Here is a 15,799-nt window from a genome sequence, read left to right as displayed (position 1 = left end):
GGCTAAAGCTTGACACAACGAAGCCGATATATAAAATCATCATTCTAGTTTTAGTCGTTCTAATCACGCCGTCATAAGCGGGCACATCCGCAGGCGGGCCTTTGAGGGGAGGATTGCCGAGATGCACTCACACGCCATTCGTGCTGCGCTGTTGCTGGGGGTCGGCGCAATTGCGCTTGCAGCGCCTGTTCATGCGCAGGACGCTACCGAAGTCGATGCCGACAAGGAAATCGTCGTTACCGCGCAGAACCGCGTCCAGAACGTCCAGGACGTGCCGATCGCCATTCAGGTGGTCAGCGGCGAAGATGTCGAAAAGGCCGGGATCAGCGATCTGACCGGCATCCAGCGCCTCGCTCCGGCGGTGCAGATCACCAACGACACCAATCTGACGCGCGTCACGCTGCGCGGTATCGGCACCAACGACAATGCCGAGACGCAGGACGCCTCGATCGTCGTCAATATCGACGGCGAATATATCAACCGTCCGACCGTGATGAACGCATCGCTGTTCGATCTGGAACGCGTCGAGGTGCTGCGCGGGCCGCAGGGCACGCTGCAGGGACGCAATGCCACCGGCGGCGCGGTCAACTTCATCACCCGCAAGCCCGGCGATGATTTCGGCTTCAACTTGGCCGCCTCCTACGGCAATTTCGATCACGTGCTGGTCCAGGGCGGCGTCGATCTGCCGATCGGCGATATCGGCGGCATCCGCTTCTCGGGCAGCTATTCCAAGCGCGACGGCTTTTTCAGCCATCCCAATGTCAATGTCCGCACCGGCAATGACAACAGCCGCGCGGGCCGTGTCAGCCTCCACCTGAACCCGATCGATCCGCTGACGCTCGATCTCGCGTTCGAGGTCAGCGCGGTCGACAACATCATCGCCGGCAACGCCTTCGTGAACTATAACAACGGCCTCGGCTCCAATCCCGCTCTGGTTCCCGGACCGGGCTGCAACCAGAATGGCTGGACGAGGATCGGTGCCGATCCGCGCTTCGTGGTCTGCATTCCGCAGAACACCAACGGTCTGGCGACGATCGACCGCAAGAACTATGTCACCTCTGCCCGCGCACCGAGCCGCAACGAGCAGGATTCCAAGGTGGTGCGCGGCAAGATCGCCTATGATTTCGAAGCGGCGACACTGACCTATACCGGCGGTTATCGTCGCACTGTCGAAGCGTTCGACGCGGCGCTGACCCCGGCCTTCCTGTTCAAGAACTTCGCCAACAACGTCGAAACCCAGAGCCACGAGCTTCGGCTGAACGGCGGCAGCCCGGGCAGCTTCGAATGGCAGTTCGGCGGTTTCTATTTCAAGGAAGACCTTTTCATCGAGCGCGGCCTGTTCAACGGCCCGCCGTTCCTGCCCACCTTCCTGACCGGCCCCAATGGCGCATTCATCAACTATTTCCGCCGCGACGTCAGCAGCCGCAGCTATTCGGCATTCGGCCAGGTCGATATTCCGATCACCGACGAACTGTCGGTGACTGCAGGCGCGCGCTATACCGACGACAGCCGCACTGGCATCTTCCCGTTCTATCCGGGTGGCCTGGGCAACCCCAGTTCGCCGCTGTTCAACACCGGCATCCGCCGCATCACCGCCGCGCCGCAGCGCACCGACATCCTGCGCGCCAAGGCAGACAAGCTGACCTGGCTTGTCGGCGTCAACTACAAGCCGGACAGCGATACGCTGGTCTATGCCAAGGTCTCGACCGGCTTCAAGGCGGGCGGTTTCGACACGATCGGTCAGTATGCGCCCGAAACCAACACCGCCTATGAGGCGGGCATCAAGCGCAGCTTCGGCCCCAGCACGATCAACTTCTCGGGCTTCTACTACGACTACAAGGACCTGCAGGCAGCGGTGCTGCTCGACAACACCATCGGTGGCCAGGTGTTCAACGCCGGTGGCGCGACCATCTGGGGTCTCGAACTCGATGCGTCGATCAAGGTGTTCGATTCTGGGCGCTTTACCGCGAGCATCAACTATCTGAGCTCGAAATATGACGACTTCCTGGCGTCCTATGCCGTGTTCTGCGCCTCGGAAACGCACCCGACGCTTGGCTGTCTGACCGGCCTTGGCGATCTCGACAGCGACATCACCTCGAACCCGGTGGTCCAGCCCAACCTGGCGGGCAATCGCACCCCGCTGGCGCCGAAATGGGTGGTCGCGGCAGGCTATGAACATGTGTTCGATCTGGGCAGTGCGGGCACGCTGACTCCCAGCGTCTTCACCCGCTTCAAGTCGGCCTATTTCATGGATGTGTTCAACTTCCGCGATTCGCGCCAGAGCGGCTTCTTCCAGACTGATGCCACCCTCGAATGGCGCGACGAGACCGGCAAGTTCGGCATCCAGCTGTTCGCCCGCAATCTCGAGGACAACCAGCCGCTGACCTATGCCGCGTTCACGGCCGCTGGCAATGACGACATCTACAACTGGCAGTTCAGCGCGCCGCGCACATATGGCGTGCGCATGCTGCTCGACTTCTGATCTGCACCAGGGGACCCGGGGGCGTATGTGGTCGCCCCCGGAAGGGTGCAGATGACGAGAGGGGGCGGGTCCGGTGAGGCGGGACCCGCCCCCTTTTGCATTCAGCCGGGCGCGGCGACGAAAGCGGCCCCTGCGCCATAGAAGCGCACCAGACCGTCGCGATCCTCGGGCGCGGATACCATCACGCACAGCTGCACGCCGAAGCGTAGCGGCAACGGCGCGGGCAGCACGAATTCGCTCAACTGCCGATTGTTCTCCGGGCAATAGGGGCGGAACTCCGGCGCAGGTTCGAACGGCACCGGCACGGAGGGCGGAACCGTGAGGCGCGGGACCAGCTCGATCCGGTCCATCCCGCCATGCTGCACCGTCGCCCAGTCGAGCAGGGCGCCATCGCCGGTTTCCCAGAGCAGGCTCAGCGAATGCAGTGCAACCCGATGGCCGCCCAGCTCGACCGGGGTCGGCAGCGGCCAGTGGAACCACACTGCCTTGCCCGCGCGGACGCGAAAGCTGGCAAAGAAGCCGCGATAGAAGCCATGCCCCTCGGACCAGTCCGCGCCATCGACCGGGCCGAGAAACTCGGGCCCGCGTTCCTGCGGCACCACGGCGGCAGATGGCACCCAGTGCCGCGCGAGGATCGTCATCGCCTCAACCCCAGGACGGGTTCTTGCCGGGCAGCCACTTGATCGAGCAGCCCGCGCTCGGCACCTGATGCTCGGGCGCAGGCCGGCCCGCCAGCAGCGCATCGACCGCCGCGCGCATGTCCTGCCCGGTGACCGGAACGTCGGTCCGCTGCGGCGGCGCCCCCGGTACCGGCGGGTGCGGCAATTTGGGTCGGCTTGCGCAGAACTGGCCGGTATAGAAGAGCGCTCGGTCGGGTCCGTAGAGGAAGAAATCGGGGGTGCAGATGGCGTTATAGGCCAGAGCCACGTCCTGGCTCTCGTCATGCAGATAGGGGAAGGGCAGATCGTGGTCCTTCGCGAAGCGCTGCATGTGCGGGTAACCGTCTTCGGGAAATTCCTCGGGCGAGTTCGACGAGATCGCCACCACCTGCAGCCCCCTGGATGCATATTCGCGCGCGAAATCGATCAGGCCGGGCAGCACGTGCAGCACCACCGGGCAATGGTTGCAGATGAAGGCGACGAGCAGCGCCGGGGCCTCGAACTCCTCCAGCGTGCGAATACGCCCATCGGTATCGGGCAGCGCAAATGGGGCGGCTTGCTGACCGTAATCGAGCTGGCGGGACCATCTCAGCATCGTCTCTCTCCTCTAGAAATAGAATTTGTATTCTGATACGTGATTTTCTAAAGTGGGACAAGACGCACAGGCGCACGGGAGAGGCGGGTTATCATGGATCAAGATCAGCCCAAGGGCTGGAGCCGCAGACGGTTTCTGGGCGGCGCGGCGATATTGGCGGCGGTGGTCGGCGTGCCGCTGGCAGCGATCCGGCTCGACCTGTTCAACACACAAGAAGCGCCGAGCGAACGCCAGCGCGACCTGATGCGCACCGTCAGCCAGATCGTGATCCCGAAGACCGATACGCCGGGCGCGGGCGATGTCGGCGCGGGCGATTTCGTTCTGCTCGGCCTCGCGCACGGGCTGGAAAAATCGCGCACGCCGCTGCCCGAGGATGCGCCCGAAGCGCTGACCCGCCATGCCCGCAAGGACGGCTCGGTCGACCAGGCCGCCTGGCTCGAGGCCGAGCTCGACGCGCGCGCCAAGGGCGATTTCCTCAAGGCCGCGCCCGATGCGCAGGCCAGGCTGCTCGCCGCGCTCGATGCCGAAGCCTATGCCGAAGGTGTCCGCGAACACCCGTGGCGCACGGTCAAGGCGCTGATCCTGATCGGTTACTATACCAGCGAGTCCGGCGGATCGCAGGAGCTGCAATTCAATCTGGTGCCCGGCACCTATGACCCCGACGTGCCTGTGACGCCGCAGACCCGCGCCTTTTCGAGCGACTGGACTGCGGTCGATTTCGGCTGAGCGGGGAGGGAAAGACCATGGATTTCGATGCAATCGTTGTGGGCTCCGGCATTACCGGGGGCCTTGCCGCCAAGGAGCTGACCGAAGCGGGCCTGAAGGTGCTGATGATCGAGCGCGGGCGCAATATCCGGCATCAGCAGGATTACACGACCGAGATGAAGACGCCTTGGGAGATGCCGTTCCGTGGGATCGGCGACCAGGAGATGTACGCGCGCGAGCATGCGGTGCAGATGCTCAACCGGCATTTCACCGAATATACCCAGAACCATTTCGTCAACGATGCGCAGAATCCCTACACCAAGACCGAAGGCACCGATTTCAACTGGTTCCGCTCGTACCAGCTGGGCGGTCGCTCGCTGACCTGGGGGCGCCAGTCCTATCGCTGGTCGGATTATGATTTCGAGGCGAACAAGCGCGACGGGCACGGCACCGACTGGCCGATCCGCTATGCCGATCTCGCGCCGTGGTACGACAAGGTCGAGGAATTCATCGGCGTTTCCGGCGCGAAGGAGGGGCTGAAGCAACTGCCCGATGGCCGCTTCCAGCCGCCAATGGCGCTCAACCCGGTCGAGCAGCATGTGCGCGAGGTGATGCAGGCCAACTGGCCCGAGCGCCGCCTGACCATCGGCCGCACCGCCAACCTGACCGAAGGCAAGGGCGAGCGTGGGCAGTGCCAGAACCGCTCGATCTGCGCGCGCGGCTGCTCCTATGGGGCCTATTTCTCGACCCAGTCGAGCACCTTGCCCGCTGCCATGGCGACCGGGCGGCTCACCGTCATCACCGATGCGGTGGTGGAAAAGCTCGATTACGATTCCGCGACCCGCCGGATCACCGGCGTGCGCTATCTCGACCGCAACACGAAGGAGCGCAAGACCGCGACCGCGCGGATGGTGTTCCTCAATGCCGGCGCGTTCAACTCCGTGCACGTTCTGCTCAATTCGGCGAGCGAGGCGATGCCCAATGGCCTTGCCAACAGCAGCGGCGTGCTGGGCACGCACATCATGGACCATGCCAACACCCTTTCGGCGATCGCGCTGATGCCGGGCTTCGAGAACCGCACCAGCACCGGCAACCGTCCCACCGGCGTGGTCGTCGCGCGCTATCGCAACATGGACACAATGGACGGCGAGGGGCACACGCGCGGCTATTCGTTCCAGGGCGGCGCGCTGCAGAGTACCTGGACCGCAGGCAAGCGCGATCCGGGCATCGGCACAGAGTACAAGCAGAAGCTGCAGAAGCCGGGCATGTGGCGGATGGTGCTGGTCGCCTTTGCCGATTGCGTACCGCGCGCGAGCAACCGACTGACGCTCGATCCCAAGGCGGTCGATGCCGATGGCATTCCGCAGCTCAACATCGCCTTTGCGTTCGGCAAGGAGGAGCGCGCCGCGCTCGCCCAGGCCAAGGCCGACGCAGGCGAAATGCTGACCAGGGCAGGCGGCCAAGTGATCATGGGCTTCGACCAGCCGGGCGCGGGCGGCACCGCGATCCACGAAATGGGCGGCGCGCGCATGGGCCATGATCCCGCGACATCGGTGCTCAACAAGTGGAGCCAGTCGCATGACATCGCGAACCTGTTCGTCACCGATGGCGCGCAGATGAGCTCGTCGGCCTGCCAGAACCCCTCGCTCACCTATATGGCGCTGACCGCACGTGCCGCAGATGCCGCCGCTTCGATGCTGCGCGAAGGCAAGATCTGACCGTGAACGAACCCGTTCCCCTGACGAAGCGCCAGCAGAACCTGGCGCTGGTGACATTGATCGTTGCGGTGGTGCTTGAGATTGTCGACCTGACGATCGTCAACACCGCGCTGCCCGCGATCACCTCGGGCCTGAATGCCTCGGCTGAGGCGATCCAGTGGACGATCGCCGGCTATGCGCTCAGCTTCGCGCTGCTGCTGATGGCGGGGGGCAGGTTGGGCGACAGCCTGGGTTACCGACGCGTCTTCCTCTGGGGCGTCGCCGGGTTCACGCTCGCCTCGGTCGCCTGCGGGCTCGCGCAGACGCCCGAGCAGCTGGTGCTGTCGCGGCTGGCGCAGGGCGCGTGCGGCGCGATCATGTCGCCCCAGGCGCTGGCGCTGATGCAGGTCCTGTTCACGCCGCTCGAGCGCGTGTCGAAACTGGCGCTGTTCGGGCTGGTCGGCGGGCTGGCCGCGATTGCCGGGCCGATCCTGGGCGGGCTGCTGATCCAGCTCGACCTGTTTGGCCTCGGCTGGCGGCTGATCTTCCTGATCAACCTTCCGATCGGGCTGTTCGCGCTGGCATCCGGCTGGTTCTTCCTTCCCGATCGCAAGTCCTCGCACCCCGCCGGTTTCGATCTGCTCGGCGTGCTGGTGTTCGGGATGGCCGTCTTCTGCCTGCTCTGGCCGCTGACGCGCGCGGAGAATGGCTGGGGCGTGGCAGAAATCGGCGCACTGCTGCTGGTGGCACCGCTGCTGTTCGTGGTGTGGCGGCATGTCTCGGCGCGGGTGCGGGCGCGGCAGCCTGCCCTGTTCGATCCCTCGCTGCTGTCGATCCTGCCCTTCCGGCTGGGCCTGGGCATTTCGGTCGCCTTTGCCGCCGCCAATGCGGGGTTCCTGCTGATCTTCGCCTTCGCGCTGCAGAGCGAGCGCGGCGAGAGCCCGCTAACCACCGGGCTGCTGCACATGCCCTATGGCCTGGGCGCGATGATCGGCATCGCGGTGCTGGGGCGCAACTTCCTGCCGCGCTATGGCAAATGGGTGCTGGTACTGGGCGGATTGACGCTGATGGTCGCGGGCGCAGGCGTGCTGCTGGGCATCGGCTGGCTGGGCCTGTCCAAGGCCGCGCTCGCGCCGCTGCTCATTGTCTCGGGCCTCGGCATGGGCTCGCTCTCGGGCAGCATCGCGCCGGTCTCGGTGGCGCAGGTCGATCGCGACCATGCGGGCGCGGCCAGCGGGATGATGAAGACCGCGCAGCAGGTCGGCGGGGCGCTGGGTATCGCGCTGGCGGGCAGCGTGTATTTCGTCTGGGGCCAGGGGGCGGGCGTGCCGCCCTCGACTGCGGCGATCGCGGTGATTGCCAGCCTGCTGGCGATCACCGTGGTGTTCGCGGCGAGGCTGCCGGGCAATCTCTTCGCGGCGAAACCTGCTTCCGCCGCGCACTGACGCGCCGTCAGGGCTGGAAGGTCAGCGACCCGCGCCGTTCGAGGAAGCGCCAGCCCCGTTCGGTGGCGACGAAACGGTCGTGGAACGACCCGACCAGTGGCGCACCGCTGCCGGTGAACAGCAGGATCGCGCTTTCCCCCCTAGCATGCTCCGCGTCCTCGACGTCGATCACCACATTGCTGCAGAAATGCCGCGTGGTGCGCGGCGGGCGCGCCCTGAACGCGGCGAGAATAGCCTCGTGCCCGCGAATCTCGGCCTCGGGCGCGGTGGGGCGCGTCATCATCCCGTCGGGATGATAGAGCGCGACCACATCCTCCCAGCGATGCGCATCGTTGAGATTGGCGTAGAGCGCGATCAGCCTTGCGCATTCCCATTCGATCGCCTGGCGTTCCACAGGGCTCATAGCCGCGCCGCCGCGATGTCAGCGCCCTCGCGCATGGCCTTCAGCTTCTTCGCCGTGACCAGCGGGTCGATCTTGCCATAGCCTGCGAAGGTGCCGAAGCCGCAATCGGTGCTGGCGATCACCCGGTCCGCGCCGACGATCCCGACGAAGCGCTCGAGCCGCTGCGCGATCAGCTCGGGATGCTCGACATAGTTCGAACAGGTATCGATGACGCCGGGGGCCAGCACCTTGTCCTGGGGGATGGCGGCATCGCGCCACACCGTCCATTCATGCTCGTGCCGGGGGTTGGCGCCTTCGAACAGCACTGTGCCGGGCCGCGCCGAGAGCACGATGTCGATCACCCGCTCGAGCGGGATGTCGTGGTCGTGCGGGCCTTCATAATTGCCCCAGCAGATGTGCATCCGCATCCGTTCGGGCGGGATGTTGGCAGTCGCGGCATTGAGCGCCTCGACATTGGCGGCTGCGACCTTGAGGAATTCCGCCTCGCTCAGGTCCTGATAGCCAGTATGGCGCGACATCGCCAGATCGGGGCAGTCGAGCTGAAGGTCGAACCCGGCAGCCACGATCGTCTCGTATTCCTCGCGCATCGCATCGGCCAGATCGGCAAGATAGGTCTCGTGGCTTGGATAGTGGCGGTTGACCTGGAACGCGGTGATCAGGCCGGGCGAGGCGGCATTCATGAACCCGCGCGCGCCCTGCCCATAGGCGTCCATTGCGGCGCGGAAGCGGCGGATGTCGTCGTGCAGGGGCTCGAGCGTCACCAGCTTCACCGGGCCGATGCACGAAGCGCGGACGAATTCCTGGCTGCCCATGATCGCCGACAGCTTCTTCGCCAGGCCTGGCACTTCGGCGAGGTCGGCGGCGGGCTTGCGGTCGATATGGCCGCCAAAGCCCGACAGCCGCTCGATCATGTAGGTGGAATAGCCGACCTTGCCCATCTCGCCGTCGCTGACGATGTCGACGCCGCAGTCGCGCTGGAAGGCGACCGAGCGGTTCACCGCATCGGACACTGCACGGTCGAATTCCACTGCATCATAGGGCTTTCCCGCATCGCGCGCGAGCAGCAGCTCGGTGAGCTCTGGTCCGCGCGGCATCGACCCCACATGCGTTGTTGCGATAACGGCCATGCATTTCCTCCCCTGAACATTCGCGCCCCTTGCCAGGGGCTGTGCGGAGAGATGCTTGGCACAGCTTCGAGAGGCTTCCAAGCATTAATGGATCCAATAATCGGGGTGCACGCGCATGGGGGTGCCGGCTTGCGACCTCAGGGCGAAGCGGGCCTGAGCCGTCAGCCGTCGCCGAGATTGTCGTAGAGCCGGTTCAGCAGCCCGATCAGCTGGCCGAAATCTTCGGCGGAAAGGTCGCGGATCACCTTGTGATAGATCGGCGAGGTCGCCTTGCGTGCCAGCGCGAGCTTTTCCTCGCCCTCGGTTGTCAGCGACACTTCGGTTACCCGCGCATCGCGCGCGCTCGGTGCGGAATGGACAAGCCCCGCAGCCGCCATGCGCTGGACGATCCGGGTCATGGTGGAAAGCGGAATGACCGCCGCCTCGGCGATGCTGCGCACGCCACGCGGCGTTTCCTCGCCCAGGATCATCAGGACCCGCCAACTCGGGATGTCGAGCTCGATCTCGCGCAGGATGGCCTCGATGGCGGCGTTGTAGCGGCTGGCAAGGCGGTTGATCAGATAGAAGGGATAGGACGTCACCTGAAAGGCCGGGGTCCCCGGATCGCCCAAGAGTCGTTTGTCCACCAGTCCGTTCCTCTGTTTTTGCCTGCCTTAACGCTGCTGGAAATGGGGCACAACGTGCATTTGCAACATTTTAGTTGCATGTGCACGCAAGTCTGGCACATTCTTTCAGCCATTGCCTGTTCGGGGAGAGAATCATGCCGGGAACCACGCTTGCCCAATTTGCTGCCGCCATTGCCAGCGGAGCGATCGAGACGATCGATCTGACGCAGCCGCTGTCGGAGGAAACCCCGGTGCTGGTGCTGCCGCCGCCCTTCGGCCAGACCGCCGCGTTCAGCCGCGAGGAGATTTCCTGCTATGACGAGCGCGGCGTCGCCTGGCACTGGAACAACTTCACCACCGGCGAGCATACCGGCACGCATTTCGACGCGCCGGTGCACTGGGTCACCGGCAAGGATCTGGCCGACAACACCGTCGACACCATCCCGCCGCAGCGCTTTGTCGGCCCGGCGGTGGTGATCGATGCCTCCGCCCAGGCGGCTGCCGACAGCGATTTTGTGCTCACCGCCGATTTCATCCGCGCCTGGGAAGCGGTGCATGGCGAGATCCCCGCCGGGTGCTGGGTGCTTTTCCGCACCGACTGGTCGAAGCGCACCGGAGATGCCTATACCAACCGGGGCGAGGATGGCGCGCACACGCCCGGTCCCGATCCCGATGCCATGCGCTATCTGATCGACGAGCGCCGCATCCTGGGCTTTGGCGTCGAGACCATCGGCACCGATGCCGGGCAGGCGCATCTGATGGATCCGGCCTATCCCGCGCACACGCTGCTGCACGGCGCGGGGCTCTATGGGCTGCAGTGCCTCGAAAATCTCGACAAGCTGCCGCCGACCGGTGCGTTCATCGTCGCCGCTCCGCTCAAGATCGCGCGGGGATCGGGCAGCCCGTTGCGCGTGCTGGCCTTTGTCGAGCGCTGAGCCATGGCGGAGCGGTCGTTCAAGAAGGAGGTCGAGAAGCTTCGCCTTGGCGCGGGCGAGCATTTCGAAGGCGAGGGGATACTCGCCGTCACCAAGGCGCTGCTCCAGGCCGGAGTTGCCTATGTCGGCGGCTATCAGGGATCGCCGATCAGCCATCTGATGGACGTGTTCGCTGATGCCGATCCGCTGCTCAAGGAGCTGGGCGTCCATTTCGAATCGAGCGCCAACGAGGCTGCGGCGGGCGCGATGCTCGCGGCGTCGGTCAACTATCCGCTGCGCGGCGCGGTGGCGTGGAAATCGGTGGTCGGCACCAATGTCGCCTCGGACGCGCTGTCCAACCTTGCCTCGGGCGGGGTCACCGGCGGCGCGCTCATCATCATCGGCGAGGATTATGGCGAGGGTTCCTCGATCATGCAGGAGCGCACCCATGCCTTTGCGATGAAATCACAGATGTGGCTGCTCGATCCGCGCCCCAATCTGGCGACCATGGTCGACATGGTCGAGAAAGGCTTCGAGCTGTCCGAAGCCTCGAACACCCCGGTGATGCTCGAGATGCGCGTGCGCAGCTGCCACATGACTGGCAGCTTCGTCGCCAAGGAGAACCGGCGCCCGGCGATGACCGTGGGCGATGCGGCCGAACGCCCCACGCGCGATCTTGACCGGATCGTGCTGCCGCCCGCAATCTTCCTGCACGAGATCGAGAAGGTGGAACGGCGCTGGCCCGCCGCACAGGCTTTCATCCGCGATAATCGGCTCAACGAGTGGTTCGGCCCCGAGCGCGACGAGATCGGCATCATCGTGCAGGGCGGTTTGTTCAACACGCTCAACCGCGCGCTCGAACTGGCCGGCCTGTCCGATACCTGGGGTGGCACGAAGCTGCCGGTCTATTGCCTCAACGCCGTCTATCCGCTGATCGTCGACGAGGTCACGCAATTCTGCGCTGGCAAGAAGGCCGTGCTGGTGCTCGAGGAAGGCCAGCCCGAATTCATCGAGCACGAGCTGAGCTCGATCCTGCGCCGCGCCGATCTCAACACGCGCATCGTCGGCAAGGAGGTGATGCCGCGCGCGGGCGAATATTCGGGTCAGGTGATCGGCGAGGGGCTGGCGCTTTTTCTGGAGCAGTGGGCGCCCGATCGCGCACCGACGCGCGCCCAGTCCATGCCTGCCGAGCCTGAGCTTGCCGCCAATGTTCCGGCGCGGCCCGCCGGCTTCTGCACCGGATGCCCCGAACGCCCGATCTTCTCGGCGATGAAGCTGGTGCAGCGCGAGCTGGGCCAGTTGCACGTTTCCGCCGATATCGGCTGCCACCTGTTCTCGATCCTGCCGCCCTTCCATATCGGCAACACCACCATGGGCTATGGTCTCGGCACCGCAGGGGCCTCGGCTTTCAAGCCCAATGGCAGCGGCAAGCGCGCTGTCGCCATGATGGGCGATGGTGGTTTCTGGCACAATGGCCTGACCTCGGGCATCGGCAATGCGGTGTTCAACCAGGACGATACCGTCACCATCGTCGTCGACAACGGCTATTCGGCCGCGACAGGCGGTCAGGACATCCTCTCCTCGCGCGCCGACAACGATATCCGCACGACCAAGCATCCGATCGAGAAGGCGGTGCGCGGCATGGGCGTGCGCTGGGCGCGGACGCTGACCCGCACCTATGACGTCGCCCGGATGCGCGACACGCTGCGCGAGGCGCTGACCACGCCGGAAAAGGGGCCCAAGGTCATCGTCGCCCAGTCCGAATGCATGCTCAACAAGCAGCGCCGCATCAAGCCGCAGCTCGCCAGGGCGGCGAGCGAGGGCAAGCGCGTGGTGCGCGAACGCTTCGGAGTCGATGCCGATACCTGTACCGGCGATCATGCCTGCATCCGGCTTTCGGGCTGCCCCTCGCTCAGCATCCGTCCCAACCCCGATCCGCTGCGCCAGCACCCGGTCACGCATATCGACAACAGCTGTGTCGGCTGCGGCAATTGCGGCGAGGTGGCGCATGCGGCCGTGCTCTGCCCCTCGTTCTGGAAGGCGACGGTGGTGACCAATCCGGGCTGGTGGGAGCGGAAGGCGGCCAAGCTGCGCGGCTGGATCATCGCGAAAATGCAGCGCCGTCACGAACGCGCGCTGGCAGCAAGGGCGTTCTGATGGACATTTTCAACCAGGGCCGCGACCGGATCACCATCGCCATTCTCGCGCTGGGGGGCGAGGGCGGCGGCGTGCTTGCCGAATGGGTGCAGGTGGTCGCGCGCGCGAACGGCTATGTCGCGCAGGGCACCTCGGTCCCCGGCGTGGCGCAGCGCACCGGATCGACCGTCTATTATATCGAGCTGGTCCGCACCGGATCGCAGGGCGACAACCGCCCCGATCCGGTGCTGGCGATGATGCCGGTGCCGGGCGATGTCGACATCGTCATCGCGTCCGAACTGATGGAGGCGGGGCGCGCCATCCTGCGCGGCTTCGTGAGCCAGGATCGCACGACGCTGATCGGATCGACCCACCGCGTCTATGCGATTTCGGAAAAGTCGGCGCTTGGCGACGGTACCGGTGCCAATGCCCGCATTCTCGATGCGGCAGAGCGGCGCGCGGCGCGGTTCATCGGCTTCGACATGGCGGCGGCGGCGCAGGGCGCGGGCAGCGTCATCAGCTCGGTCATGTTCGGCGCGCTCGCGGGAAGCGGCGCGCTGCCTTTCTCGCGCGAGGCATTCGAAGAGGCGGTGCGCCACGGCGGCAAGGCGGTTGCCGCCAATCTCAAGGGCTTTGCCTCGGGCTTCGAGGCGGCGGAAAAGGGTGTCGCAGCGTCGTCCGAGGTCCAGCAGGACCGGAAGCCCACCACCGCGGCGGGCCGCGCGCTGCACGAACGTCTGTGCCGCACGCTGCCGCAAGCGGCGCATGCGCTCGCCACCGAGGGCGTCGCGCGGCTGATGGACTATCAGGACGCGGCCTATGCCGAACTCTATCTCGACCGGGTCGAGCGGTTCGCTGCGCTGGACCCGGCGCTCGCGGCCCCCGCGGCACGCCACCTCGCGCTGTGGATGGCCTTCGAGGACCCGATCCGCGTCGCCGATCTCAAGATCCGCGCTGCGCGCAGCAGCCGCATTGCGCAGGAGGTGCGCGTCAGCGAGGGACAATTGCTGCGCGTCACCGAGTACATGCATCCGAGGTTGCAGGAGGTGTGCGAAACGCTGCCGCGCGGTCTGGGCGCGCGCATCCTGAACAGCCCCGGCCTGCGTCGCCGACTGGAGCCGTTCTTCGCACGCGGACGCCATGTCGAGACGACCGGTCTGCGCTGGTTCCTCACCTTGCGCGGCCTCGCCGCAATGCGTCCGATGCGCCGGAAAAGCCTGCGCTATGCGGTGGAGCAGGCGCGGATCGAACGCTGGCTCGCGCTGGCCGAACGTGCCGCTGCGACCGATATCGCTGCCGGTGCCGAAATCCTGGCCTGCCAGGCGCTGGTCAAGGGCTATTCGGATACGTTCGAGCGCGGAATCGCCAATCTGGAAGCGGTGCTCGCGACGGCGGAGCGGCATCTGCTAGGGCGGCCCGACGCTGCAATGCAGATCGCCGCGCTGCGCGAGGCTGCGCTCAAGGATGAAGAGGGCAAGGCGCTGGGCTGCGCGATTGCCGAGGTTGCGCCCGCGCGCCTTGCATCCTGAGGCGCGCGGCGGGGATCCTGGCTATTCGATGCCGAAACTGGTGTCGATGATCCGCGCCGCAAGCGGGTCGCCGCTGCTATCGGTTTCCTCCGCGATCACCGCCTCGACCGGCGCGGACAGGCAATAGACCATCTCGCTTCCCGCGAGCTTGCGTTCCGCCGCTCCCCCGACCATGCGCGGCACGATCTGCAGCAGCAGCTTGGTGCCGAACCCCTCGGGATTGGGCGGCGCGTCGCTGACCGCCACCGGCAGGCCGCGCTCGTGCCAGACAAAGGTGAAGCGTCCGCCTTCGACATTCCAGCGCACGGCGACCTCGGCCTGATCCGAGGCGCCCAGCCCGTATTTCTGCGTGTTCGTCGCCAGTTCGTAGAGCGCCAGGCTCAGCTGCTGCGCCGCGACGGGATCGATCGACAGCGCCGGACCCGATATCGCGATGCGCGAGCCATAAGTGCTCTTGAGAACCTCCATCCCGGTTTCGACCAGTTGCTCGAGCTCGGCCGATGACTTGTCGCTGCGCGCGATCGCACGGGTGGTATCGGCAAGCGCACGCACGCGCCCCAGAAACGCGTCGAGAAACTCCTGGGTCCGCTCGGTACCGCGCGCCGATTGCGTCGCCAGCGAATGCACCACCGCGAGCAGGTTGCCGCTGCGATGCACAGCCTCGCGCGCCTGCACCGCCAGCGCGGCGGTCGCCTTTTCGAGTTCGCGCGTCCGCTCCTGCACCTGCCGGTCGAGCGAGGCGAGCGTCGCCTTGTGCGCGGCGATCTCGTCACTCAGCGTCTGGTTCACTGCCGCCAGCGATGCGGGAGAGGGCAGGCGGATGATGTCCGGGATCAGCCGGAACAGCACCACCGCCGTGGTCATCGAGACGATGCCGGTGGCCAGCTTCACCCAGCCGGTCCACGGATAGATCGGAATCCACAGCGTGACGATGCCGAGCGCGTGGGTGAGTCCGCACAACAGGATGAAAGACGCGAACAGCGCCACCAGCCCGCCATGCGGTACCTCGGTGCGCTGGCGCAGCACGCGCAGCAGCGCGATCGGGATGGCGGTATAGGACAGGAAGATCAGCAGGTCCGATCCCGCCCAGAGCAGCACCAGCCATGGCTCCCACAACAGGCACATGCCGTGCGGCATATAGCCACCATAATCCATGGTGTGATCCATCCGGCCCGCTCCTTGGTACGTCCATTCAGGCGATAGGCAGCCGCTCACTGCCCGCACCATCCTGTGATGCATAGGAGAACATTTGGCCACGGGACAGAAAATCCGGGGGCAGAAAATCCGGTGCACATTTTCGCTGTCAAGGAGGGCGATAGCCGACCCGTTATGTGTGGCCTAGTCGGATCGAGATCAAATATAGTCGGTGTGCTATGTTGACGGTGCGACCGAATACATCTTCATTTTGAGGGCTTCTTCAAGTCCTCCTCAACGCTGGCTGTTCAAACAACAGACGAATGATGCAAAGCGGGCCCGGCAAGGTGTGTTACACCGCGAGATCG

General features: G+C 65.5%; 13 protein-coding genes. 7 read left to right on the top strand and 6 right to left on the bottom strand.

Annotation, left to right across the window (positions count from 1 at the left end):
* The first annotated feature begins 121 nt into the window (after positions 1–121).
* Entirely contained in the window at positions 122–2,482 is a 2,361-nt protein-coding gene (locus FG486_RS04070; RefSeq protein WP_181266528.1) for a TonB-dependent receptor, read from the top strand.
* 101 nt (positions 2,483–2,583) lie between these two features.
* Here FG486_RS04070 and FG486_RS04065 read toward each other — a convergent pair whose 3' ends face one another.
* Together FG486_RS04065 and FG486_RS04060 are read right to left on the bottom strand one after the other, a co-directional pair.
* Positions 2,584–3,123 carry a hypothetical protein gene (locus FG486_RS04065; protein ID WP_181266527.1) on the bottom strand — a complete coding sequence of 180 codons (540 nt, stop codon included), beginning with the start codon at positions 3,121–3,123 and terminating at the stop codon, positions 2,584–2,586.
* 4 nt (positions 3,124–3,127) lie between these two features.
* The gene (locus FG486_RS04060) at positions 3,128–3,736 is read right to left on the bottom strand and encodes a thioredoxin family protein (RefSeq protein ID WP_181266526.1); all 609 of its coding nucleotides are present in this window, start codon (positions 3,734–3,736) and stop codon (positions 3,128–3,130) included.
* Between the two features lie 93 nt (positions 3,737–3,829).
* Between FG486_RS04060 and FG486_RS04055 the strand changes: the two genes are divergently transcribed.
* From FG486_RS04055 to FG486_RS04045, 3 genes are read left to right on the top strand one after another with little or no spacing between them, the layout of a single operon-like run.
* A complete protein-coding gene (locus FG486_RS04055; protein ID WP_181266525.1) occupies positions 3,830–4,462 on the top strand; it encodes a gluconate 2-dehydrogenase subunit 3 family protein in 633 nt (210 codons plus the stop codon).
* A gap of 17 nt (positions 4,463–4,479) precedes the next feature.
* The gene (locus FG486_RS04050) at positions 4,480–6,159 is read left to right on the top strand and encodes a GMC oxidoreductase (protein WP_181266524.1); all 1,680 of its coding nucleotides are present in this window, start codon (positions 4,480–4,482) and stop codon (positions 6,157–6,159) included.
* Between the two features lie 2 nt (positions 6,160–6,161).
* Positions 6,162–7,583, top strand: a complete 1,422-nt coding sequence (locus FG486_RS04045; protein ID WP_181266523.1) for an MFS transporter — start codon at positions 6,162–6,164, stop codon at positions 7,581–7,583.
* A gap of 7 nt (positions 7,584–7,590) precedes the next feature.
* Here the strand turns inward: FG486_RS04045 and FG486_RS04040 are convergent, their stop codons facing one another.
* From FG486_RS04040 to FG486_RS04030, 3 genes are all read right to left on the bottom strand, one after another.
* On the bottom strand, positions 7,591–7,986 hold the full coding sequence (locus FG486_RS04040; RefSeq protein WP_137775464.1) for a nuclear transport factor 2 family protein: 396 nt from the start codon (positions 7,984–7,986) through the stop codon (positions 7,591–7,593).
* Complete coding sequence (locus tag FG486_RS04035; RefSeq protein WP_181266522.1) at positions 7,983–9,113, bottom strand: cobalamin-independent methionine synthase II family protein; 1,131 nt, start codon at positions 9,111–9,113, stop codon at positions 7,983–7,985. Before FG486_RS04035 ends, FG486_RS04040 begins: the two co-directional genes overlap by 4 nt.
* Positions 9,114–9,274: 161 nt before the next feature.
* Positions 9,275–9,739, bottom strand: a complete 465-nt coding sequence (locus FG486_RS04030) for a MarR family winged helix-turn-helix transcriptional regulator (RefSeq protein WP_338401576.1) — start codon at positions 9,737–9,739, stop codon at positions 9,275–9,277.
* 134 nt (positions 9,740–9,873) lie between these two features.
* Here FG486_RS04030 and FG486_RS04025 point away from each other — a divergent pair, with 134 nt between their 5' ends.
* The 3 genes from FG486_RS04025 to FG486_RS04015 are packed head-to-tail and all read left to right on the top strand — an operon-like array spanning position 9,874 to position 14,297.
* A complete protein-coding gene (locus FG486_RS04025) occupies positions 9,874–10,653 on the top strand; it encodes a cyclase family protein (RefSeq protein WP_181266521.1) in 780 nt (259 codons plus the stop codon).
* Positions 10,654–10,656: 3 nt separating this feature from the next.
* Positions 10,657–12,789 carry an indolepyruvate ferredoxin oxidoreductase subunit alpha gene (locus tag FG486_RS04020; protein ID WP_181266520.1) on the top strand — a complete coding sequence of 711 codons (2,133 nt, stop codon included), beginning with the start codon at positions 10,657–10,659 and terminating at the stop codon, positions 12,787–12,789.
* A complete protein-coding gene (locus FG486_RS04015) occupies positions 12,789–14,297 on the top strand; it encodes an indolepyruvate oxidoreductase subunit beta family protein (RefSeq protein ID WP_181266519.1) in 1,509 nt (502 codons plus the stop codon). Before FG486_RS04020 ends, FG486_RS04015 begins: the two co-directional genes overlap by 1 nt.
* A 21-nt stretch (positions 14,298–14,318) precedes the next feature.
* Here FG486_RS04015 and FG486_RS04010 read toward each other — a convergent pair whose 3' ends face one another.
* A complete protein-coding gene (locus tag FG486_RS04010) occupies positions 14,319–15,464 on the bottom strand; it encodes a sensor histidine kinase (protein ID WP_181266518.1) in 1,146 nt (381 codons plus the stop codon).
* Between the last annotated feature and the right edge of the window lie 335 nt (positions 15,465–15,799).

This window comes from Blastomonas ursincola (assembly GCF_013607875.1).
Classification (GTDB): Bacteria; Pseudomonadota; Alphaproteobacteria; order Sphingomonadales; family Sphingomonadaceae; genus Blastomonas; species Blastomonas ursincola.
The sequence above is the reverse complement of the archived record's forward strand: the minus strand, read 5'-3'. Positions and strand labels throughout refer to the sequence as shown.

Coding starts and splice junctions, on each gene's coding strand:
- FG486_RS04015 (WP_181266519.1), top strand. CDS start 12,789: ATGGACATTTTCAACCAGGGCCGCGACCGGATCACCATCGCCATTCTC.
- FG486_RS04050 (WP_181266524.1), top strand. CDS start 4,480: ATGGATTTCGATGCAATCGTTGTGGGCTCCGGCATTACCGGGGGCCTT.
- FG486_RS04010 (WP_181266518.1), bottom strand. CDS start 15,464: ATGGATCACACCATGGATTATGGTGGCTATATGCCGCACGGCATGTGC.
- FG486_RS04020 (WP_181266520.1), top strand. CDS start 10,657: ATGGCGGAGCGGTCGTTCAAGAAGGAGGTCGAGAAGCTTCGCCTTGGC.
- FG486_RS04040 (WP_137775464.1), bottom strand. CDS start 7,986: ATGAGCCCTGTGGAACGCCAGGCGATCGAATGGGAATGCGCAAGGCTG.
- FG486_RS04025 (WP_181266521.1), top strand. CDS start 9,874: ATGCCGGGAACCACGCTTGCCCAATTTGCTGCCGCCATTGCCAGCGGA.
- FG486_RS04055 (WP_181266525.1), top strand. CDS start 3,830: ATGGATCAAGATCAGCCCAAGGGCTGGAGCCGCAGACGGTTTCTGGGC.
- FG486_RS04070 (WP_181266528.1), top strand. CDS start 122: ATGCACTCACACGCCATTCGTGCTGCGCTGTTGCTGGGGGTCGGCGCA.
- FG486_RS04060 (WP_181266526.1), bottom strand. CDS start 3,736: ATGCTGAGATGGTCCCGCCAGCTCGATTACGGTCAGCAAGCCGCCCCA.
- FG486_RS04065 (WP_181266527.1), bottom strand. CDS start 3,123: ATGACGATCCTCGCGCGGCACTGGGTGCCATCTGCCGCCGTGGTGCCG.
- FG486_RS04035 (WP_181266522.1), bottom strand. CDS start 9,113: ATGGCCGTTATCGCAACAACGCATGTGGGGTCGATGCCGCGCGGACCA.